The organism is Sphingobium sp. AS12 (genome assembly GCF_019097845.1).
GTDB lineage: Bacteria > Pseudomonadota > Alphaproteobacteria > Sphingomonadales > Sphingomonadaceae > Sphingobium.
On sequence record NZ_JAHRGM010000093.1, the window covers coordinates 13,437 to 34,098 of the forward strand.

The window sequence follows — 20,662 nt, forward strand, 5'->3', positions numbered from 1 at the left end:
TCAGTCGGTCAGGCCGACCCCGACATCATGCCCGGCCCATGCCTGCCAACGGGCGGCTTCGGGCCGGGTTTCCACCCGGTCGGCCAGATTGAAGATCATCATCTGCCCCTGGCTGGCGTCATAGGCTGGCCATGCCGCTTCGGGCCGACCATGGCGCACGAAATGTGCGATGTGCCGCGTCATCCGCTGCCCCAGTGCCGCGCGGCGTCCCGTCATCCGTCCACCCCGCGCCAATGCTGCGCGCAGCCCTCGCATCGGCCAGGTCAGGGTCAGGTCCAGCCCATGGGTCGCCCCGGCGATCGGATGGGCATAGTCGAACCGATAGAACCAGGTCGGACTGTGCGCGGCATGGCGGTCGGCGAAATGACGGGTCGGCATGACGAAGGTCAGGTCGCCCGCCAGCGCCCGACGCCCGGCCGTGGTACGCGGATAGGTCGCCAATATCGCCTGCGCCCGTTCCGTTCCCAACTGCCCGTGCAGCAGCGTCTCCAGCGCAGGCCAGCTGGTCGGCAATATGTCGCCGGGCATCAATTCGAACAATCGCACCTCATCGCGCGTTGCCCCCGCCAGCAACGGCACCGGCGCTGCCTGCGCCCGATGGACATCCGCCAGCGTCCCCGGCACCAGATCATCGTCGAGCCAGGGCGAGGCGGGAATCGTGCCTGGATTGGCGGCACCGACAGCCGCCTGTGCCTCGAACAGGCGGTACAGATCTACGGCCTTTAGGGCTTCAAGGCTGCGGCCATCATCGCCCAGCACGGCGCGATATTGCTGCGCGATTCCCGCGCTCTTGCCCAGACTATGGATCATGCTGACCGCGCCACTCTGCATGATAGCCTGCTGGAACAGGGGCGGGCAGCCGTTGCGTGGAGCAGCAGCGACACCGACATCGACCCGGCCGACTGGCCGCCGATTGTCACCCGACCAGGATCGCCGCCAAAGGCCGCAATGTTCGCCTGCACCCAGGTCAGCGCTGCAATCTGATCGCGCAGGCCAAGGTTTGAAGGGATGTCGGACGTTCCTAATGCCGCCCCGAAGTTGACGAAACCCAGCACCCCGACACGATAGTTGATGGTGACGACGATGATCCGCCCGTCGCGCGCCAGTGCCGAACCATCATAGCCATTGCCGCTGCCCGCGACGAAAGCGCCGCCGTGAATCCACACATAGACGGGCAGACGTTCGCCCTCGACCAGATCGTCCGGGGCGTAGATGTTGAGTGTCAGGCATTGTTCGGAAAAGTCGGGTGCAGCGATCCGGGCGCGCTTGGCGGCGTTGCCATACATTTGCGGGCATTGCGGCCCCACAACGGTCGCGTCCCGCACGTCGATCCAGGAGGCCGCTGGCATCGGCGCAGCGAACCGGGCGGCATCAGCATAGGGAATGCCCAGCCAGCGCCGTGCGCCGTCACTGACTGTTCCCCCAACCAAGCCTGATTGCGTAGCGACGACCAACCCGTCCATAGCCCATACCTCCCCCGGCGGCTTCACGCCGCTTGCTGGCCAGACCCTATCGCAGCGAAGCTGCCGACCCAACAGCGATTGTCGATGTCCTGATCGCCGCCCCGATATCGGCTGTGGGGAAGCTTGAAGGGTGCCGATCCGGCCTGATTGCGACTAGCCTAGTCCTACATGACAGGAGAGGCAGGCATGGACGCATTGGCGCAACTGGTTGCGAAGGACGAGATCCGGGAACTGGCGCAACTTTATGCGCGGGGGATTGATCGCAAGGATATGGGCCTGCTGCGCACGCTCTACACCGACGATGCGATCGACAATCATGGTCCCTATTCCAGTGGTCCTGTCGATCGATACTTCGCCTTTCTGGAGCGGTCACTGCCCCATATGCATATTGGCAGCCACCACATCTGCAATCATCTGATCAGTGTCGACGGCGACAGGGCGACCGGCGAAGTCTATGCCATTGCCTGGCACCTCATCCCCGACGGCAAGGATGGATTGGCGCATGACATTCAAAGCGTCCGTTATGTTGATAATTACCGCCGGGAAGGCGGGCGTTGGCTGTTTGCGCAGCGCGACGTGACATTCGACATGAAAATGCTGCTCCCTGCCGCTGACCATGGTGAAAAGCCGGACCCCGGACAGGACGTCACCTATCACATGCTGCGTTCGGCGCTGTTCGCCCGTCATTAAGTTACGCCACGGCTTCGCTCAGGCGATCACAATCCGGCCTTGCTTGACAGTCCGGAGGCCCAAGTTGATCACCTGTTCAAACACGGATGCGATCCACAGGGATCGAACGACAGGAAGGATTTGGCGATGACACGCTCTCTCAATGGCAAGGTCGCAGTGGTGACGGGTGCTGGATCAGGTATCGGCCGTGCCATCGCCATCCGACTAGCCGAAGATACCGCAAAAATAGCGATCTGGGACATTAATGCCGAAGGCGCTGCGGAAACCGCCCGACTGGTCGAGGCGGCAGGTGGCACCGCCATTGCGCTGACCGTCGATTGTTCCGACAAGGCTGCAATCCATGCGGCGGCGGAAGAAACCCGCGCCAGGCTGGGTCCGGTTGCAATATTGGTGAACAATGCCGGGATCGCCCCCTTCACGCCGTTCATGGACATTGATGACGACCTGTTCGACAAGGTCATCCATATCAACCTGCGCGGCCCTTACCTTCTGACCAAGGAAGTGCTGCCAGACATGCTCGCCGCCGGCTGGGGCCGGGTGATCAATATCACCTCCTCCTCGGTCCAGTCCGGTTCCTTCGCGCAGGGCCATTATGTATCGTCCAAGGGTGGGCTGATGGGCATGACCAAGGCGCTGGCGCTGGAATTTGCCGCCAGCGGCGTGACGTTCAACATGGTGCCGCCCGGCTTCATCGACACACCGATGCTGCGCGCCGCGCCGATTGATGCCGAGGCCTTCGCCCAGACGCTACCGATGAAGCGCATCGGCAAGCCGGAGGATATCGCCGCCGCCTGCGCCTATCTGGCGTCGGAAGAAGCCAGCTACATCACTGGCCAGACGATCAGCACCAATGGCGGCCGCTATATGGGATCGCATTAAGGGTAAGGTCGAAGGGACAAGACCCATGCGGCTTGCGGGCAAGATCGCGATCATCACCGGCGCGGCGGGCGGCATGGGCGAAGCGGCCGCATTGTTGTTCGCGCGCGAAGGCGCGAAGGTCGCCGCTGTCGATCTGGATGAAGCCAGGGTTGCGGCCGTTGTGGAAGCCATCCGCGCGCAGGGCGGTCAGGCGATCGCCATCGGCGCCGATGTCAGCAAGACCGCCGACATAGTACGCATCGTTGCTCGCATCGAGGCAGAACTGGGCCTGCCCACGATCCTGTTCAACAATGCCGGCGTCGATACGGAGAATAAACGGTCGATCCTGACCATCGACGAAGATGCTTTCGACGCATGTATCGCCGTCAACCTGAAGGCCGTCTGGCTGATGATCAAGCATGTCGCCCCGCGCATGATCGCAGCGGGCGGCGGATCGATCGTCAACACCGCTTCCATCGCGGCGTCGATCGTCGCCGGCACGGCGGGCTATTGCGCGTCCAAGGCGGGCGCAGTTGCGCTCACGAAGGTAGCGGCGGTCGAATTGGGGCGTCATAACATCCGCGTCAATGCGCTCTGTCCCGGCGCGACCGAAACGCCAATGGCCAAGCATCAGCGGCAGGAAATGGAGAAAGCGGGCCTGCCCACCTCCTCCATGTTGATGGACCGGATGGGCGTGTTGGGCCGCATGGCGCAACCGGAGGAAATGGCGATGATGGCGCTGTTCCTGGCAAGCGACGAGGCAAGCTTTGCGACCGGCGGCGTGTTCAATAATGATGCGGGCTGGACCGCGATGAGCGGCATATCCGTCCAGGATTTCGCCCGGTGACCGTTCGGGTGGTCCCGCCGCCGTCCATCCAGCACTCTTGCACACGCGGCAGCGACACCTATGGTCGCGCAATGGTCCAGAAACGTCGCATCGGGGCGGAAAGCTCCGAAACCCGCGCCCGCATTGTCGAAGCCGCCGAACAGGTGATCCGCGATGAAGGCTATGCCGCCGCCAGTTCACGACGCGTCGCGCTGCGCGCCGAATTGCCGCCGTCGCTGGTCCATTATTATTTTCCGACGACCGACGACCTGCTGCTGGCCGTGTTCCGGCGGGGCGCGGAACAGAGCGACACGATGATCGAGCAGGCACTGGCCAGTGACGATCCGGTCCGGGCGCTGTGGCGCTTTTTTTCCGACACCAGCCGCACTGCGCTGGCGATGGAATTTGTCGCACTGGCCAACCATCGCAAGGCAATCCGCGCCGAAATCGCCCGCCACAGCGAAGCGATGCGCGCGCGCCAGACCGAATGTTTTGAACGCCTGCTGGGCGACCGGCTGGCGCAGCGCGGCGTCAGTGCGGCGGGGCTGAGCCTGTTGTTAGCCAGCGCCGGGCGCGCGCTCGTAATGGAAAGCGGATTGGGTGTCGCCGCCGGACACGCCGACGCACGGCAGGCGGTAGAACAATGGCTGGACGATCTGCTCGCGTAAAAAATGAGAGGTGTTGACTTTTTGCAGACGCAGTGCTGAACATGTGTTCAACGCACAGGCTACACTGAGGAGAGTCGGACATGGCAACCACCGCGATCACGCGCTTTGCGCATGAAGAGATCAAGCCGAAGATCGGCAGCCGCATCCTGAACAGCAAGGAGGAGTTGCTGGCGGGCGATCTGGGGCCACAGATCCGCGACTTGCTGGAACAGCGCGGCGTGCTGGTGTTCCCCAAGATCGATTTCAACGACGATGAACAGATCGCCTTCACCAAGACGCTGGGTACGTTCGCGCCGGAAATGCAGGACGGGACCAATCACAAGATCCACAAGATCACGCTCGACGTGAAGGAAAATCCGCAGAGCGCCGAATATCTTAAAGGCTCGCTCTACTGGCATATCGACGGCACGATGAATGACACGCCGATCCTGGCGTCGCTGCTGTCGTGCAAGGTCAAGGCAAGCTGGGGCGGCAATACCGGTTTTTGCAACACCTATGCCGCCTATGAGGCGCTGAGCGACGAGCAGAAGGCCGAATATGAAAAGCTGCGCGTGATCCATTCGGTGTGGGCGACGGTATTTTATTATGAACCCGAACCCAGCCTGGCCAAGATCCAGGGGATGCAGCGGATCGGCGAGAATGAGCTGCCATTGGTGTGGAACCACAAGTCTGGCCGCAAGTCGCTGGTATTGGGCTGCACCGCGCACCGGGTGCTGGACGTACCGGCGATGAAGAGCGCCGAAATACTGGTCGGCCTGCGCGAATGGGCGACGCAGGAAGAATTCAGCTACAGCCACGACTGGAGCGTGGGCGATCTGGTGATCTGGGACAATACCGGCACGATGCACCGCGCCGAAGCTTATGATCCAACCTGCAACCGCATGATGCACCGCACCAAGCTGCAGGGTGAAGAGCCGTTTGAATAGGCGGCATAGCGCAGCTAACCAAAATGCCCGTCGCCAGATATGGCGGCGGGCTTTTTGGTTGGGCTTTGCAGATATTCAGTCGATCGGCTTGGGTGCCCCCGTCCCCATATAGCGCGCCAGGTTATGGTGGAGGCTGGCAACCGAGCGCTCCATATAGGGGTTGGGCTGGGTACCGCGGAAGCCGATATTTTTCATGCCCTGCTGGACGGCGGCCATATTGGTGAAATCCTGTTGCAGGACCGGAGGCCAGGCTTCAGGCGGGGTATATTCCCATTCCGTGGCCGGCGCTTCGCCTTCCGGGAACAGTTCATACACCGCGGCTTCAAAGATGCATTTGTCGGGATCGCCCAGATAGGGGCGGGCCGAATAGCAGAGCATGTTGTTGACGGCGTGGCCAATCTGGAAGTTGGGGAAAATCTGCCAGGCGGTGCCGCTTCTGGCGGTATGGGCCGGTTCGACCACGGGCCAGAATACGCCGCGCTTTGCATCGTCGGCGCGGGCGGACGCCAGCCAATGTTGCAACACCTGCGGCGCGGGGGTGCCTTCGGGCAGTTCGTCCTTCAGGCGGGTGGCTGCGTTGACCAAAGTCATGGTCGTGTTGGTGTTGGCATTTTCCCAGGTGAATAGCTGCATTTCCGCCGTCGAGAGGCGCGGGTCCTCGCCCGAACCAATGCGCAGCTTGGCCTGGTTCTCATCCATATTCTTGGGCGCGTCATAGCCGATATTGCTGTGGAGGCCGTGCTGGCGCGCCCAGCCGCGAAATTCGCCGAAGGCATTGAATTCCGGGTGGGTGGTCTGGACGTGGTAAGTCTCGCTGAACGCTTCCAGCGCGACCTTCCAGTTGCAGTCGAAGATGATCCATTTGCGCCAGCGATAGCGCATATTCGCAAGGCCGAACGGATCGAGCATCTCCGGCACGACGCCCAGATAGTCAGCAAGCGGTTCTGCATCGGGGTTGAGCGTGATCCACGCCCAGCCGCCCCAGCTATCGACCCGCACCTTGCCGAGCGCCGTGCGCTCCGCCGTCAGCTTGCCCTGCCAGTCGTCCTGATGATTGACGAAGCTGCATTGCCCGGCCCGGTCGAAGGTCCAGCCGTGGAAGCCGCAGATGATGCTCGTCCGGTTGCCGCGCGCGTTACGGGCGCCGGTCGGCGTGTCGATCAGGCGGCGGCCGCGATGGGGGCAGACATTGTGGAAGGCGCGCAACTCGTCCGGGCCGGTGCGCATGACGATGACCGAGTCTTCCAGGATGTCATAGGTGATGAAGTCACCGACATTGGGGATGTCTTCCAGCCGGGCCGCCTGTAGCCAGACCTTGCGCCAGAGGCGGTCCTGTTCGGCGCGGGCATAATCGCGCGACACATAGGCTTCGACCGGGACGGTGACCGGTTCTGTCAAATCTGTCATAACATCCTCGCTTGTCATCTATCGGCCCTGCCAGTTGGGCGAGCGTTTTTCGGCGAAGGCGCGCGGGCCTTCCTGCGCGTCCTGGCTCATATAGCTATGTTCCGAGGCAGCGCGGGCTGCTTGCAGCGCGGCGGCGCGGCCCATTTCGGTCGCCAGCATCACCGTGTCGCGCCCGGCCTTCACCGACAAAGGCGCGCCATCAAGAATTTCGGTGGCGAGGGTGATGGCGGCGTCCAGCAGCGCTTCGGGTTCGGCCAGACGGTTGACCAGACCGATTTCATAGGCGCGCTGGGCAGTGATCGGTTTGCCGGTCAGGATGATCTCCATCATGATCCGCTGCGGGATCATATGAATGAGCGGCGCGGCCCAGGGGGAGGAGCGGCCTACCTTGACCTCGGTGATGGCAAAGCGTGCCGTGGTGCTGGCGACGCACAGGTCGCAGGCCTGCGCGATCATCCAGCCGCCGGCAAAGGCGACGCCGTTGACGGCAGCGATGGTCGGCTTGCTCAGTTCGATACTGTCATAGGGCAAGGGGAACATGGTGCGGGGCGGCACGGTCATGCCGGTTTCGACCATTTCTTTCAGGTCACCGCCCGCGCAGAAGGCCTTGTCGCCCGACCCAGTCAGGATGGCGACGCGCAGCGCCGGGTCGGACTCGAACTTTTCCCATGCGGCGCGCAGCCCTTCGCGCACTTCGCGGCTGAGGCAGTTGCGCTGGTCGGGGCGGTTGATCGTCAGGATGGCGATGCCATCGGCGCGGGCTTCAAAGAGGACAGCGTCGGTCATGATCAAAATCCCCTTTGCGCGATGATATAGGCAGCCCGATCGAGTTCCTCGCGGAAGTCGGGATGGGCAATGGCGATCAGGCGGCGGGTGCGTTCGGCCAGGCTCTGCCCCTTGAGTTCCGCTGCGCCATATTCGGTGACGATGACGTCCACGTCGGTGCGGGCGGTGGTGACCGGGCCGGATAGATGGGCGACGATCTTACTGAGCGTGCCGCCCTTGGCCGAGGCGGACAGCGCGATGATCGAGCGGCCGCCGGGCGATCTGGCCCCGGCGCGGACGAAGTCGACCTGGCCGCCGGTGCCGCCCAGATAGGCCGCGCCCGATTGTTCGGCATTGACCTGCCCGGTAAGGTCAACCTCCAGCGCGGAGTTGATGGTCACCAGACGGGACAGCCGCCCCAATATGGCGGCGTCATGGGTGTAGCTGGTCGCGCACATGCGTATCGCTGGGTTGCGATGCGCCCAGTCGTAGAGGCGACGGGTGCCGATCAGTGCGCCATTGATCGAGACTCCGGGATCGACTTCCTTGCGGGCGTTGGTGATGACGCCCGCTTCGACCAGATCGACCAGGCCATCGCCCAACATGCCGGAATGGACGCCCAGATCCTTGCGGTCGTGGAGCAGGCGCAGGATCGCGTCGGGAACCGCCCCTACCCCGGCCTGGATCACCGCGCCGTCGCCGATATAGGCGGCGCAGTGACGGGCAATGGCTTCGTCAGTCGGGCCGATCGCGGCGGCGGCGACCTCGACCGGGGGCCGATTGACATAGATGGCCACGTCGATGGCCGAGGCCGGGATGGTTTCACCCGGCGTGAAAGGGACCGCTTCGTTGATTTCGGCGATGACGATGCGGGCCTTGTCCACGGCGGCGCGGACATAATCGCTGATCAGGCCGCAGCTGTGATTGCCATGTTCGTCGGCAGGGCTGAGCTGAATCATTGCGACGTCGCAGGGGATGATTCCGGCGGCGATCAGCGGCGCGATCTGGCTGACATGGACGGGGATGACCTGGAGCTTGCCCGCTCTGGTCATCGACCGCAGCGCGCCGATAGCGCCCATGCTGGAAAGCGCAAAGCTGTCGGCGGTGGCGGGGGTGAAGAGACCGGAGAAGCTGGTGGCGATGAAGGCGGACAGGCCAGGAATATCCCGGCCTTGTTCGATCAGCGCCTCGACCAAAGTGGTGGGTTCGCCGCAGGCCTGGCCCAGGACGATATGGTCGCCGGGCCTTAACCCGACACTGAGCTGAACATGTTGCGTCATGTTAACCCGGCCTGTTTGAGCAGTTGTTCAGCACGGCTGAGATAGGGCCGATCAAGCATCCCGCCCTTATAGCCGATCGCGCCCACGCCGGGATTTTTGGCAAATATATCAACGATTTCTCTCGCTTGCGCGATTTCCTCTGCAGTCGGGGTGAAGGCCGCGTTGATGACATCGACCTGCGCCGGGTGGATCGCCAACATGCCGCGATAGCCGTCGCGACGGACTTTTTCGGCGCGCGCCTTCAAGCCGTCGAGATCGCGGAAATCGCCCTGGATCGTTTCGATTGCGGTCACGCCTGCCGTGGCGGCACCCAGCAGGCACATGGAGCGGGCCAGTTCATAGGTGAAGCCATAGCTACCATCTTCATTGCGGTTGCTGCTGGCCCCAATCGAATCGGCCAGATCCTCCGCACCCCAGGTCAGCGCGACAACGCGCGGTGCGCCCTTGTAGCTGCCGGTGTGGAACATGGCCTCAGCGGTTTCAGTGACCAGCACGATCAGCGGGGTGGAACCTTGTTCGATGCCGTTGGCGACTTCGAGCGCGGAAAGATAATGGTCGAGCCGGTCGACATCCTGCCGTCCATAGACTTTGGGCAGCATGATGCCGCCCGGCCGGGCGGGCATGATCGCGGCGAGATCGAGCAGGGTGTAGGGACCATCGAGCGGATTGATCCGCACCCACAGACGTTCGCGCCCTTCCGTGCGGCTGGCGAGAAAATCATGGACGAGTTTGCGCGCGAGCACCTTGTTTTCGGTGGCGACGGCATCTTCCAGATCGAACAGCGCAATGTCGGCGGCGCTGTCCGCGGCCTTGGCCATCTTCTTGTCGCTGTCGCCCGGCGCAAACAGCCAGGAACGCATCTTGATCGAAAGATTTGCGGGTGTGGACATGATCTTCTCTCCGGTCAGTAGGATTTGGGCAAGTCCAACACTTTTTCGGCGAGAAAGTTAAGTATCATATGCGGGCTGACCGGCGCGGTGCGCGGAATTAGCACTTCGCGCAGCAGCCGTTCGACATGATATTCCTGCGCATAGCCCATGCCGCCCAGCGTCAGCATGGCGGTATGGCAGGCTTCAAACGCGAATTCGGCGGCGAGATATTTGCCGGCATTGGCTTCGACCCCGCAATCCTCGCCCTTGTCGAATTTGGTCGCGGCCTGCATCACCATCAGGTTGGCGGCCTCCAGCTGCGCCCAGCATTTGGCCAGCGGGTGCTGTATTCCCTGGTTCATGCCGATCGGCCGGTCGAACACGATGCGTTCGCGGGCATAGCGCGCCGCGCGCTGGATCGCGTTGCGGCCGATACCGATCGCTTCGGCGCCGAGCAATATGCGTTCGGGGTTCAGCCCCTTGAGGATGATACGAAAGCCCTGCCCTTCCTCGCCGATACGATCCTCTTCGGGAATGAAAAGATCGTTTATGAACAGCATGTTGGAGCCGACCGCGTGGCGGCCCATTTTCGGGATCAAGCGATGTTCGATCTTCGTGCGGTCCAGCCTGGTGAAGAAAAGCGAGAGGCCGTGAGTCTTGTTCTCCACCTCGTCAATCGGCGTGGTGCGCGCGAGCAGCATCATACGATCGGCGACATGCGCGTTGGTGATCCAGATCTTCTCGCCATTGACGCGATAGCCGCCCGCCTCCCGCACGGCGCGGGTCTTGAGCTTGGTCGTGTCGAGTCCGGTGTTCGGCTCGGTGACGGCGAAGCACATTTTTTCCGCGCCCGACAGGATCGGCGGGATCATCCGCTGCTTCTGTTCCTCCGTCCCGAACAGGTCGATCGGTTCCAGGCTGAACACCGGGCCGTGGATCGTGGAAGCGGCGGTCATGCCGCCGCCCGCTTCGGCCACCGCCTGCATCATGATCGCCGCTTCGGTAATACCAAGACCCGCGCCGCCGACCGATTCCGGCATGGCAACACCCAGCCAGCCTGCCTGTGCCATCGCCCGGTAAAAATCGTCGGGAAACTGGGCGTCATGATCGCGCGCCAGCCAATAATCATCGCTGAACGCGCTGCATTGGGCCAGCACGGCGTCACGAATATTCTGCTGGTCGTCGGTAAAGGCAAAATCCACGTTTCTGGCCCTGCTTGCCGCATCGTCGCGGTCCATGATTTCCTGACTTTGGGGTATCAGCGAGAAATGGACCGCACAATCGAACGGCTGTTCAGCACTCGACATATCGGTGGGGCGAAGCGGTTGGCCATGGCATCCGCGCACATCCTGTCCTAGCCCGATGGCATGGAACAGGAGAATATAATGGGCGAGCCAAAGGCGCATGGCGGACCGCTGACAGGCGTGCGGGTGGTCGACCTGACCGCGATGGTCTTTGGCCCCTATGCCACGCAGATCATGGCCGATATGGGCGCGGACGTCATCAAGGTGGAGCCGCCGGGCGGCGGCGACCAGACCCGCTATATCAACGGCGGCAATGCGCCGGATCTGGGCGGGGTGTTCACCAACGTCAATCGCGGCAAGCGCAGCATCGTGCTGGATCTGACGCTGGATGCCGACAAGGATGTGCTGCGCGCGCTGATCGCGACGGCCGATATCTTCATCCATTCGATGCGGGGCAAGGCCATCGCCAGGCTGGGGTTCGATTATGCGGCGGTCAAGGCGATCAAGCCAGACATCGTCTATACCAATTGCTATGGCTATAGCCGTCGCGGGCCGGATTGCGACAAGCCCGCCTATGACGACACGATCCAGGCCGAATGCGGCATCCCGCATTTGCAGGGATTGATGACCGGCAAGCCTGATTTCATGGCGACGATCATCGCCGACAAGGTCGCAGGACTGACTGGACTATATGCCACGATAATGGCGCTGTTCCACCGCGAACGCACTGGCGAGGGACAAGAGGTCGAAGTCGGCATGTTCGAGACGATGGCGTCCTTCATGCTGACCGAACATGCCAGCGGGATGCTGTTCAATCCGCCAATCGGGCCAGCCAACTATCACCGGGTGGTGGCGCGCAACCGCAAGCCCTATGCGACCAAGGACGGGTATGTCGCGGCGCTCGTCTATAATGACAAGCATTGGAACGCCTTCATGGGCGCGGTGCGGCCGGAATGGGCGAGCGAGGAATTTGACAGCCTGCCCAAGCGGGCGAAGCAGATCGACCGGGTCTATGGCCTGCTGGGCGGGACATTTGCGCAGCGCACGACGCAGGAATGGCTGGATTTGCTGGAACAGCTCCACATTCCCGCCGCGCCGCTGCGCACGACCGATGAACTGTTCGGGAATGAGCATCTGAACGCCATCGGCTTTTTCGAGACGGTGGAGACGGAGCATGGCGCGGTGCGTTTTCCGGGCGTTCCGACCTGGTTTTCGGCGACGCCGGGCAAGGTGGCTGGCGGCGCGCCGGGACTGGGCGCGCATGGGGATGAAGTGCGGGAGGAATTGCGCGATTCCTCCCCTGCAAAGGGAGGATTGTTATAGATTCCACCGCCACGGCGATGAAGCGGGGCGGGTGCCCGATCCGTCTTGAACACCCCTCTCCAGCCTTTACCCTTCTGTGTCAAACAGACAGCGGACAGGGTGATATGGCAGAGGTTATGGCAGCGACGACATCGGTTCCGTTCGAGATTACCGATCCCGAACGTATCCCCACGCCGCGCTATTATGATGAAGGCTTCTACAAGCGCGAGTGCGAGGAGCTGTGGCCCCATGTCTGGCAGATGGCCTGCCGCGTCGAACAGCTGCCGGAAGTCGGCGACTGGATCGAATATAGTAATCTGGGCCAGTCGATCATCATCGTGCGGACCAAGGACGGCATCCGCGCCTTTCACAATGCCTGCCGCCATCGCGGTGTGCCGCTGACCGAAGGCAGTCATGGCAATTGCAAGGGCAAGGGGTTCATCTGTCCCTTCCATGGCTGGCGCTGGAATATCGAGGGGAAGAACAGCTTCGTCTATGGCCGCCACATGTTCAGCGAAGGGCAACTGGACGAGGACGACCTGGCGCTGCGCCCGTGCCGCAGCGAAATCGAGATGGGCTGCGTATTCATCAATTTCGATGATGATGCGCCGGGATTCCGGCAGCAGCTGGGTCCGCTGGCCGCCGGTCTGGACGCCTATCATGCCGACAAGATGCGCGCGGAATGGCAATTCGCCACGGTGCTGCCTGCCAACTGGAAGATCGCGATGGAAGCCTTCATGGAAGGCTATCATGTCATGCGGACGCACCCCCAGCTCCAGCAGAAGGTGCCGATCCTCTACAATATGATGTACGGCATGGATACGGGCGGGATCGGCGTGCCGATCAATCCCAACCGGTCGATGAAGGACAATATCATCGATCAGGTCGAACATATGCAATTGCTGAGCGATGGCATGGCGGGCATGTGCCATGCCAAGGATGTGGCGGTGGCGCGCACGCTGATCGACGTGGAATTGCCCGACGATCCGGGTCAGGCGATCATGCAATGGTTCGGCATGGTCAATCATTGCGTCACGCAGGCGGCGCAGGCGCGCGGCGAACCGGCACCCGACCTTAATCACATTGCGGTCAACACGCCGGTCAAGGCGGTGGAATATATCTTCCCCAATTATTTCCTGCTGCCTTTCCTGTCGAGCATGGCAGCATACCGCATCAGGCCGCTTGGCCCCGAAAGCTGCCTGTTCGAGCTATGGTCGCTGACGCATTTCCCGGAAGGTCAGGAACCAGCGCCGGTGATGGAAGCAGTGATGCTGCCCTATGACAGTGATCAGTTCCCTATGATCCCGCGTCAGGATTACAGCAACATCCCGATCCAGCAGAAGGGGCTGCACGCCAAAGGCTTCGACTTCATGCGGCTGTCGAAGGATATTGAGGGGCTGATTTCCAACTATCAGCGGATCATCGACGGCTATCTGAAGGGCGTAGAGCCGGAGAAACTGAGCGCGGCGACCCAGAAGCTGGCGGGGAATTTCGACGGGCCGATTTTGGACCTGGGGTTTTAGGGCCAGAGGGCGGCCGCGGCGGCCAATCCCTGTCCGCCGCGGCCGCGCAGGTCGCCGATCAGCGCTTTGAGACGATAGGTCCACAGGTGCAGCGGATGTTCGAGCGTCACGCCCATCGCGCCGAAAAACTGGTGGAAGTCGTACACAGTGGCGCGGGCCGATTCCTGTGCGTGCAGGGCAGCTAGCGCCGCGTCGCCGGGGTCAAGCGTCGCGGCGGCTTTGAGCGCCAGCCAGCGCACGCCGTTGGCGCGCACCTGCGCTTGCGCGAGGCGGTGGCGCAGCGCCTGGAAGGTAGCGAGCGGACGGCCGAATTGCTGGCGGTCGATGACATGGGCGACGGTGCTGTCGAGCGCGGCGGCGAGGAGGCCGGCGGCTTCGGCGGCGAGCGCGATGCGCCAGCGGATCAGGACTTCGCTGGCGGGGATGGCGTGCAGGGTGCGTTCCGCTGGCACGGTGAGCAGCGTGGCCATGGGGTAGCCGTAGAGCGCTTCGGGTTCGGGACGGACCTGCGCGGCGGTGGCAGTGAAGGTCGAGACGCCGGATGAGCCGACGAGCAGCACGGTCGCACCTTCACGCAGGAAGCGGATGGGGCGTGTGGTGCGGCCTTCTTCCACCAGACAGAGCGGGCGCGGCAGATCGCCGCCGAGCAGCGGGCGGATCAGCGCGCTGGCGGCGGCTTCGACCGTTTGCGGCAGACGGGCGAGGCGTTCGACCACCAGCGCGGCGGAGACTGCGCCCAGATCGGGATCGAAACCAATGTCGAGAAAGCCGCCTTCGGCCAGATCGCGATCCAGTTGCGCGTCGGGCAGGGCGAAGCCTGCCTCATGCAACGACGCGCCCGCATAGGGACGGGTCAGCGTGTCGATCGCGTCGAGGATCGCGACCTGATCGTCAGTGAGCGAGAGATCCATCAGCGCGGCTCCCTGGGCAATTTGAGGACATCGGTGGCGATGATGTTGAGCTGGATTTCCGCTGCGCCTGCCGCGATGCCCGCAACGATGCCGCGCTGGTGATGCATCTTGAGATAGGGATGGGCGTCGGCCAGCGCTTCGGGCAGATATTCGACGATAAATTCGCACACGCGCCGTTCGGCCATGACGGTAGCGAAGCGGGCGGAGCTGGATTCCGCGCCGATCGCTTCGCCCTTGGCACGGCGGTCGACGATGGCGTAGCTGGCCATGCGGGCGGCTTCGGTCAGCGCTGCGCAATGTGCGGCTTCGATTTTCACCGCCTCACCGTCGAACTCATCTTGTGCTTTCAAAATGGAGACGGCGCGGTCGAGCGCGGCGCGGGCCAGCGCGTAACGCGGGATGCCGAGCCGTTCGTTGGTGAGCGAATAGCCGATGATTTCCCACGCCTGCCCTTCGTCGCCAAGCCGCGCGGTGACGGGGACTATGACATCGTCGAAAAAGACTTCGTGGATGTCGCCTTCGCCGATCAGCGAGGGGATTTGCCGGACGGTGATGCCGGGCGTGTCCATCGGCACGAGCAGGATGGAAATGCCGCGCTTGCGATCGTCGCTGGTGCGGCAGACAAGGAAACAGGTGTCGGCAAGGCCGGCATAGCTGGTCCAGATTTTCTGGCCCGTGACGCGGTATTGGTCGCCATCCCTTTCCGCGCGGGTGCGCAGCGAGGCGAGATCGGAGCCGGAGCCGGGTTCGGAAAAGCCCTGGCACCACAGTGCCTTGCCTTCCGCGATCGGGGGCAGATAACGCGCCTGCTGATCGGAGGAGCCGTAGCGGATCAGCGTCGGGCCGATCCAGTTGACGTTCATATATTGGCCACCACGCGGTTCGCCCGCGATCCACATTTCCTCGGCCAGGATGGTCTGGTGCCAAGGGTCCAGCCCCTGCCCGCCCAGTTCGACCGGCCAGTGGGGGATCAGCAACCCCTGCTCTGCCAATGTGCCACAGAAGCTTTCGGCATATCTGGTGAGCGCGGGCGAGGCCGGGCCATGCTGCGAAAAACGCTCCCAGTCGTCCGGCAGCGTGTCGGCCAGCAGCGCGCGCAGCCGGTCGCGGAAGGCGGTTTCCTGATCTGTCCAGTCAAAGTCCATATCATGCTGATTAAGGGATGGAGCGGGGCGAGAATAGACGCGGCACCAAGAGAACGCCCCGGTGATATGGCATCGACGGACTTGGCCCAATGGCCATGCGAGTTAAAAATGGGGCATGGATATGGACGATACCCGCTTCACCCCCCTGTTGCCGCTGGACGATGTACCCGAAGGCAAAGCCGTCGCCGTCGAGGCAGGCGGGCGCGCGATCATGCTGTGTCATTTTGAGGGGCGCATCCATGCGCTCGATAATATCTGTTCGCACGCGCAGGAGCCGCTGGCATGCGGGCGGATGCGGCTGGGCTGGATCGCCTGCCCCGCCCATGGCGCACGGTTCGATCTGGAGACCGGCGAGGCGCTGACCGGGCCGGCGCGCGACCCGATCGCCACCTATAAGGTGCGGGTGGTGGACGCGATGATCGAGGTGGCATTGTAGCGTATCGCCTTGGGGATATCACGGGGCCGCCTCTTGCGCGGACAGCCCGAAGTGCGGCCTAGCTGATATATATTTTATGGAGGCACGGGACTTTGAGCGAGGCACTGGACAGCTTGCGGCAGGAGGTGCGCGATTGGCTCGCCATTCATGCGCCCAAGGACTGGCGTGGCCAAAGCACGAGCGAGGCGGCCTTTCTGGAATTGCAGCGCAGCTGGTTCGCGTCGCTCGCCAAGGCAGGCTATGCCGTGCCGCACTGGCCGGAAAACTGGCCGGGTGGCGGGCGGTCGCTGGCGCAGCAGAAGGTGATTTACGAGGAATTTGCGCGGGCCGATACGCCGCGCCTGCTCTTGTCCTTCATGTCCACCTATCATGCCGCCTCCACCCTGTTTGAATGGGGCAGCGAGGAACAGCAGCAACGCTATATTCCGCGTATCCTTGAAGGCGAAATCTGGTGTCAGGGCTTTTCCGAGCCGGGCGCTGGGTCGGACCTGGCGGCGCTGCGTACGCGGGCGGAGCGGAAGGGCGACGTCTATGTCGTCAACGGCCAGAAACTGTGGTCGACCATGGGGCAGTTTGCCGACCAATGCCTGCTGCTGGTGCGCACCAGCAGCGAGGGCGTGAAGCAAGCCGGGCTGACCTATTTGCTGCTGGACCTGAAGGCGCCGGGGGTGACCGCGCGGCCGATCCACCAGATTCATGGCGATGAGGAATTTGCCGAAATCTTCCTCGACAATGTCGAGATTCCGGTCGCTGACCGGCTGGGCGAGGAAGGGCAAGGCTGGGCCGTGGCGCAATCGACCCTTTCGTCCGAGCGCGGACTGACCCTGCTGGAGCTGAGCGCGCGGATGCGTGGCGCGCTGTGGCGGATCGGCGACCTCATTCGCGCGAACGGGCGCGGCGAGGATGCAGGCGTGCTGCGCGATTTCGGGCGGCTGGCGAGCAAGGTGGATGCGACCTGCGCCGTCGCCGACCAGTTTCTGGCCAATCGGATCGCGGGTGAAGAGCGGGTCGGCGACGCCTCCATCGTCAAGCTGGCCTATTCGCGAACGTTGCGGGAATTCACATCGCTGGGGCTGCGGATCGGCGGGCTGGAGGCGCAATATCATGCGCCAATCACCTTTGGCGGGGGCATGGAAACGGGCAACTGGATGGCCGATTTCATGAACAGCTATGCCTGGACGATTGCGGGCGGCAGCGATGAGGTCCAGCGCAACATCATCGCCGAACGCCTGCTGGGGATGCCGCGTGAACCCAAAAACTGGGTCGTGAAGGAGGGCGCGGCATGAGCATGACCAGAGCCGAATTGCAGGACGCAGCGGCCAAGGCGTTTGACGGCGACCTGACCCCCGATGCGGCCCATAGCTGGAACCTGATTGCCGACATGGGATGGCTGATGATGGCCGTGCCGGAGGATCAGGGCGGGCTGGGGCTGGGGCGCGCGGCGGTGGGGGTGATCCACCAGGCGCTTGGGCGGACATTGGTGGCGGGTCCGGCAATCGCGCAGATGCTGGTGATCGAGGCGCTGAGCGCGGCTGGCGGGCAGGATGAGTTGCTGGGCCGGGCGATGGCGGGAGAGGTGATGACGGCATCACTGGCGGATGGGCTGAGCGCCGTGCCGGATGCCGACCGGGCGAGTCACGTGTTGCAGGTGGAGGCGGGGATCATATCCTTGTTGCCGGTGGGCGATTTGGCCTTCACGGCGCGGACGACGTGGGACGGGACGCGACGCTTGTTCGATGTGGATGCGGGTGATGCGGCAGGGATTGTGCTGGCGACCGGCGACGCCGCGACGGCGCTGGCCAGTCGGCTGTCGGCGCTGCGCAGCGTCGCGCTGGCCGCCGACTGCCTGGGAGGAGCGGACGCGGCGCTGGCCATGACGATCGATTATCTGGAGACGCGGCGGCAGTTCGACCGGCCGCTGGCGCTGTTTCAGGCATTGAAGCATCGCGTTGCCGACATGAAAACCGCGCTGGTCGCAGCCGAGGCGCTGTTCTGGGCGCGGGCGAGCGACACGGCGGCGGACGCGGTGACGATGGGGGCGATGAAGGCCCATGCGGCGGGTGTCTATCGGCTGATCGCCGAGGAGGCGATCCAGCTGCATGGCGGCATTGGCCTGACCATGGAGCATCCCTGCCACCTGTTCCTGAAACGCGCGACACTGAACGCGGTGCTGGGCGGTGACGGCGATCATTGGGAAGAAGCAAGAGGACGGCAGGCGATGACCGCCTGACCGGCACGACGAGAGGACAAGAGCATGAAGGCTGGATTGATGGTCGCGGGATTCGCGACGCTATCACTGTTGATGGCTGTGCCGGCGGGTGCGGACCAGTCGACCCAGCCAGCGCCCGCAGCTGACGCGATGTTTGCCCAGCCCTTTATCGACAAGGATGAATGGCGCGACGCGCCAGTGCGGCACCGCTATGTCCATGGCGGCTTTACCGGCACGGAGACGCGCTTTTCCTTCTATTTCCCCGACAAGGCGCACTATCAGGGACGCTTCTTCCAGCATATCACGCCAGTTCCCGACAGCGAGAATAACGGCCAGTTGCCCAGCGTCGGCGAGGAGGACAAGGTCGGTTTTGCGCTCGCATCGGGCGGCTATTTCGTCGAGACCAATGGCGGCGGGCGCGGTCAGGTGGGTATGCCGGGCACAGGCGTAGACCCGACCATCGCCGCGTGGCGCGCCAATGCGGCAGCCGCAGCCTATTCGCGCGTGGTGGCGCAGCAAATGTATGGCGGCAAGCGACCCTATGGCTATGCCTATGGCGGCAGCGGCGGCGCGTTTCGCACGATCGGGTCGATCGAAAACAGCGTCGGCGTGTGGGACGGGGTGGTCCCCTATGTCATGGGATCGACGATGGCGATCCCCAATATGTTCACCGTGCGGATGCATGCGATGCGCATCTTGAAGGATCGCTGGCCACAGATCATCGACGCGGTCGAGCCGGGCGGCAGCGGCGATCCCTATGCCGGCCTCACCACGCGCGAATCCGATGCGCTGCGCGAGGTGACGAAGATGGGCTTCCCCACGCCATCCTGGTTTGGCTATCGCACCATGGGGGTGCATGGCTTTGCCGCCCTCTATCAGGGCATGGTGATGGCCGATCCCAGCTACTTCACCGATTTCTGGACCAAGCCGGGCTATCTAGGTTTCGACAATCCCGGCGATTTCGACGGCGCACGGGTGCAGCACAAGGCGCAGGTGATAGCGGCGATCACGGCGGCGGAGGCGGCGCGGCTGAAGCTCAACACCAGCGTGGTGGACGGGCGCAAGGATGGCGGGGTTGATAATGCCTTTGCCGCGTTGCAGGGCGAAGGGGCGCAGCTCATCGTCGCCTATCGCCTGTCGAGCGCGCCACCGGCTGTCGATTTTCTGGGTGGCGATCTGATATTGGCGGACGGACGGCGGCTGGCGCTCAGCCGGATCGTCGGGGATGTCGTCATTCTGGGCGTGGCTGATCCTGCGATCGCCGCCAGCGTGAAGGCGGGCGACGCCGTGCAGGTGGACAACAGCAATTTCCTGGCCGCGCAGACCTATCATCGCCATCAGGTACCCGGACGCGATTTTCCGGTCTGGGACCAGTTTCGCAAGAGCGATGGTACGTCCATCTATCCGCAACGACCGATGATCCTTGGCCCCTTGTTCGTGCAGGCGACATCGGGATCGCAACTGACCGGCAAATTTGCGGGCAAGATGATCGTCGTGGAAAATCTGTGGGATCGAGAGGCGATGCCGTGGCAGGCGGACTGGTATCGCCAGCGGATTGCGGCGCATTTGGGCGCGGCGACGGACGACAATCTGCGGCTATGGTTTACCGACCATGCGCTGCATGGCGACAGCAGCCGACAGGAGGACCCGACCCGGACGGTCAGCTATCTGGGCGTGCTGCAACAGGCGCTGCGCGACCTTTCGGCCTGGGTCGAACGGGGCGTCGCCCCGCCTGCCAGCACCGCTTATCGCATTGCCGACGGGCAAGTGATCGTCCCGACCGATGCGGCTGCGCGCAATGGCATCCAGCCGATCGCGCAGGTCAGCGCCAATGGCGGCGTGAAGGCGCTGGTGAAGTCCGGCGCACCGGTCGCCTTTGCCGCCAGCATCGCCGTGCCGCCGGGCGCGGGGCAGATCGTGGCGGCGGAATGGGATTTTGAGGGCGACGGGACATTCCCGGTCAAGGCCGCCCTCCCCCGCCGCGCGGGCGCGACTGTGACGGTCCGGGCCAGCCACAGCTTCACCCGACCCGGCACCTATTTCCCGGCGCTGCGAGTGGTATCGCAACGGCAGGGTGACGCCATCACGCCCTTTGCCCGCATCCAGAACTTGGGACGGGTGCGGGTCGTGGTGGAATAGG

The 20,662-nt window shown here is 63.4% G+C and carries 18 protein-coding genes and 1 pseudogene; 11 read left to right on the forward strand and 8 right to left on the reverse strand.

Translation table 11 applies throughout. From position 1 onward, the window contains the following. Positions 1 to 1,463, reverse strand: a pseudogene (locus tag KRZ98_RS24725) (carboxylesterase/lipase family protein). A gap of 186 nt (positions 1,464 to 1,649) precedes the next feature. Here KRZ98_RS24725 and KRZ98_RS23200 point away from each other — a divergent pair. From KRZ98_RS23200 to KRZ98_RS23220, 5 genes are all read left to right on the forward strand, one after another. Beyond that, positions 1,650 to 2,153, forward strand: a complete 504-nt coding sequence (locus KRZ98_RS23200) for a nuclear transport factor 2 family protein (protein WP_217675539.1) — start codon at positions 1,650 to 1,652, stop codon at positions 2,151 to 2,153. Positions 2,154 to 2,279: 126 nt separating this feature from the next. Beyond that, positions 2,280 to 3,032 (forward strand): SDR family NAD(P)-dependent oxidoreductase, encoded by a 753-nt coding sequence (locus KRZ98_RS23205; protein ID WP_006959354.1) that lies wholly within the window; start codon positions 2,280 to 2,282, stop codon positions 3,030 to 3,032. Positions 3,033 to 3,057: 25 nt separating this feature from the next. After that, entirely contained in the window at positions 3,058 to 3,858 is an 801-nt protein-coding gene (locus tag KRZ98_RS23210) for an SDR family NAD(P)-dependent oxidoreductase (RefSeq protein WP_006959357.1), read from the forward strand. A gap of 71 nt (positions 3,859 to 3,929) precedes the next feature. After that, positions 3,930 to 4,505: a TetR/AcrR family transcriptional regulator gene (locus KRZ98_RS23215; RefSeq protein WP_217675540.1), complete on the forward strand. Its 576-nt coding sequence runs from the start codon at positions 3,930 to 3,932 to the stop codon at positions 4,503 to 4,505. Positions 4,506 to 4,585: 80 nt separating this feature from the next. Then, positions 4,586 to 5,431 (forward strand): TauD/TfdA family dioxygenase, encoded by an 846-nt coding sequence (locus tag KRZ98_RS23220; RefSeq protein ID WP_006959362.1) that lies wholly within the window; start codon positions 4,586 to 4,588, stop codon positions 5,429 to 5,431. 75 nt (positions 5,432 to 5,506) lie between these two features. Here the strand turns inward: KRZ98_RS23220 and KRZ98_RS23225 are convergent, their stop codons facing one another. The 5 genes from KRZ98_RS23225 to KRZ98_RS23245 are packed head-to-tail and all read right to left on the reverse strand — an operon-like array spanning position 5,507 to position 10,954. After that, a complete protein-coding gene (locus KRZ98_RS23225) occupies positions 5,507 to 6,838 on the reverse strand; it encodes an SRPBCC family protein (RefSeq protein WP_254798810.1) in 1,332 nt (443 codons plus the stop codon). An 18-nt stretch (positions 6,839 to 6,856) separates the two neighbouring features. After that, the gene (locus KRZ98_RS23230; protein WP_217675542.1) at positions 6,857 to 7,624 is read right to left on the reverse strand and encodes an enoyl-CoA hydratase/isomerase family protein; all 768 of its coding nucleotides are present in this window, start codon (positions 7,622 to 7,624) and stop codon (positions 6,857 to 6,859) included. A gap of 2 nt (positions 7,625 to 7,626) precedes the next feature. Continuing rightward, positions 7,627 to 8,883 carry an acetyl-CoA hydrolase/transferase family protein gene (locus tag KRZ98_RS23235; RefSeq protein ID WP_217675543.1) on the reverse strand — a complete coding sequence of 419 codons (1,257 nt, stop codon included), beginning with the start codon at positions 8,881 to 8,883 and terminating at the stop codon, positions 7,627 to 7,629. Then, entirely contained in the window at positions 8,880 to 9,773 is an 894-nt protein-coding gene (locus KRZ98_RS23240) for a CoA ester lyase (protein ID WP_217675544.1), read from the reverse strand. Before KRZ98_RS23240 ends, KRZ98_RS23235 begins: the two co-directional genes overlap by 4 nt. Positions 9,774 to 9,787: 14 nt before the next feature. Beyond that, positions 9,788 to 10,954 carry an acyl-CoA dehydrogenase family protein gene (locus KRZ98_RS23245; RefSeq protein WP_217675639.1) on the reverse strand — a complete coding sequence of 389 codons (1,167 nt, stop codon included), beginning with the start codon at positions 10,952 to 10,954 and terminating at the stop codon, positions 9,788 to 9,790. A gap of 183 nt (positions 10,955 to 11,137) precedes the next feature. Here KRZ98_RS23245 and KRZ98_RS23250 point away from each other — a divergent pair, with 183 nt between their 5' ends. Both KRZ98_RS23250 and KRZ98_RS23255 read left to right on the forward strand, forming a co-directional pair. Then, on the forward strand, positions 11,138 to 12,319 hold the full coding sequence (locus KRZ98_RS23250; RefSeq protein ID WP_217675545.1) for a CaiB/BaiF CoA-transferase family protein: 1,182 nt from the start codon (positions 11,138 to 11,140) through the stop codon (positions 12,317 to 12,319). Positions 12,320 to 12,423: 104 nt separating this feature from the next. Next, positions 12,424 to 13,821 (forward strand): SRPBCC family protein, encoded by a 1,398-nt coding sequence (locus tag KRZ98_RS23255; RefSeq protein ID WP_231382207.1) that lies wholly within the window; start codon positions 12,424 to 12,426, stop codon positions 13,819 to 13,821. Here the strand turns inward: KRZ98_RS23255 and KRZ98_RS23260 are convergent. Together KRZ98_RS23260 and KRZ98_RS23265 are read right to left on the reverse strand one after the other, a co-directional pair. Next, a complete protein-coding gene (locus tag KRZ98_RS23260) occupies positions 13,818 to 14,732 on the reverse strand; it encodes an acyl-CoA dehydrogenase family protein (protein ID WP_217675546.1) in 915 nt (304 codons plus the stop codon). The genes KRZ98_RS23255 and KRZ98_RS23260 overlap by 4 nt on opposite strands. Further along, the gene (locus tag KRZ98_RS23265; protein WP_217675547.1) at positions 14,732 to 15,877 is read right to left on the reverse strand and encodes an acyl-CoA dehydrogenase family protein; all 1,146 of its coding nucleotides are present in this window, start codon (positions 15,875 to 15,877) and stop codon (positions 14,732 to 14,734) included. The genes KRZ98_RS23260 and KRZ98_RS23265 overlap by 1 nt, the downstream gene beginning before the upstream one ends. 115 nt (positions 15,878 to 15,992) lie before the next feature. On the opposite strand from KRZ98_RS23265, the gene KRZ98_RS23270 reads away from it, so the two are divergent. From KRZ98_RS23270 to KRZ98_RS23285, 4 genes are all read left to right on the forward strand, one after another. After that, on the forward strand, positions 15,993 to 16,313 hold the full coding sequence (locus KRZ98_RS23270; RefSeq protein ID WP_217675548.1) for a non-heme iron oxygenase ferredoxin subunit: 321 nt from the start codon (positions 15,993 to 15,995) through the stop codon (positions 16,311 to 16,313). A gap of 92 nt (positions 16,314 to 16,405) precedes the next feature. Further along, the gene (locus KRZ98_RS23275) at positions 16,406 to 17,599 is read left to right on the forward strand and encodes an acyl-CoA dehydrogenase family protein (RefSeq protein ID WP_217675549.1); all 1,194 of its coding nucleotides are present in this window, start codon (positions 16,406 to 16,408) and stop codon (positions 17,597 to 17,599) included. Further along, positions 17,596 to 18,543, forward strand: a complete 948-nt coding sequence (locus tag KRZ98_RS23280; RefSeq protein WP_217675550.1) for an acyl-CoA dehydrogenase — start codon at positions 17,596 to 17,598, stop codon at positions 18,541 to 18,543. Before KRZ98_RS23275 ends, KRZ98_RS23280 begins: the two co-directional genes overlap by 4 nt. Before the next feature lie 24 nt (positions 18,544 to 18,567). Continuing rightward, positions 18,568 to 20,661: a PKD domain-containing protein gene (locus KRZ98_RS23285; RefSeq protein WP_254798812.1), complete on the forward strand. Its 2,094-nt coding sequence runs from the start codon at positions 18,568 to 18,570 to the stop codon at positions 20,659 to 20,661. Position 20,662 lies beyond the last annotated feature (1 nt).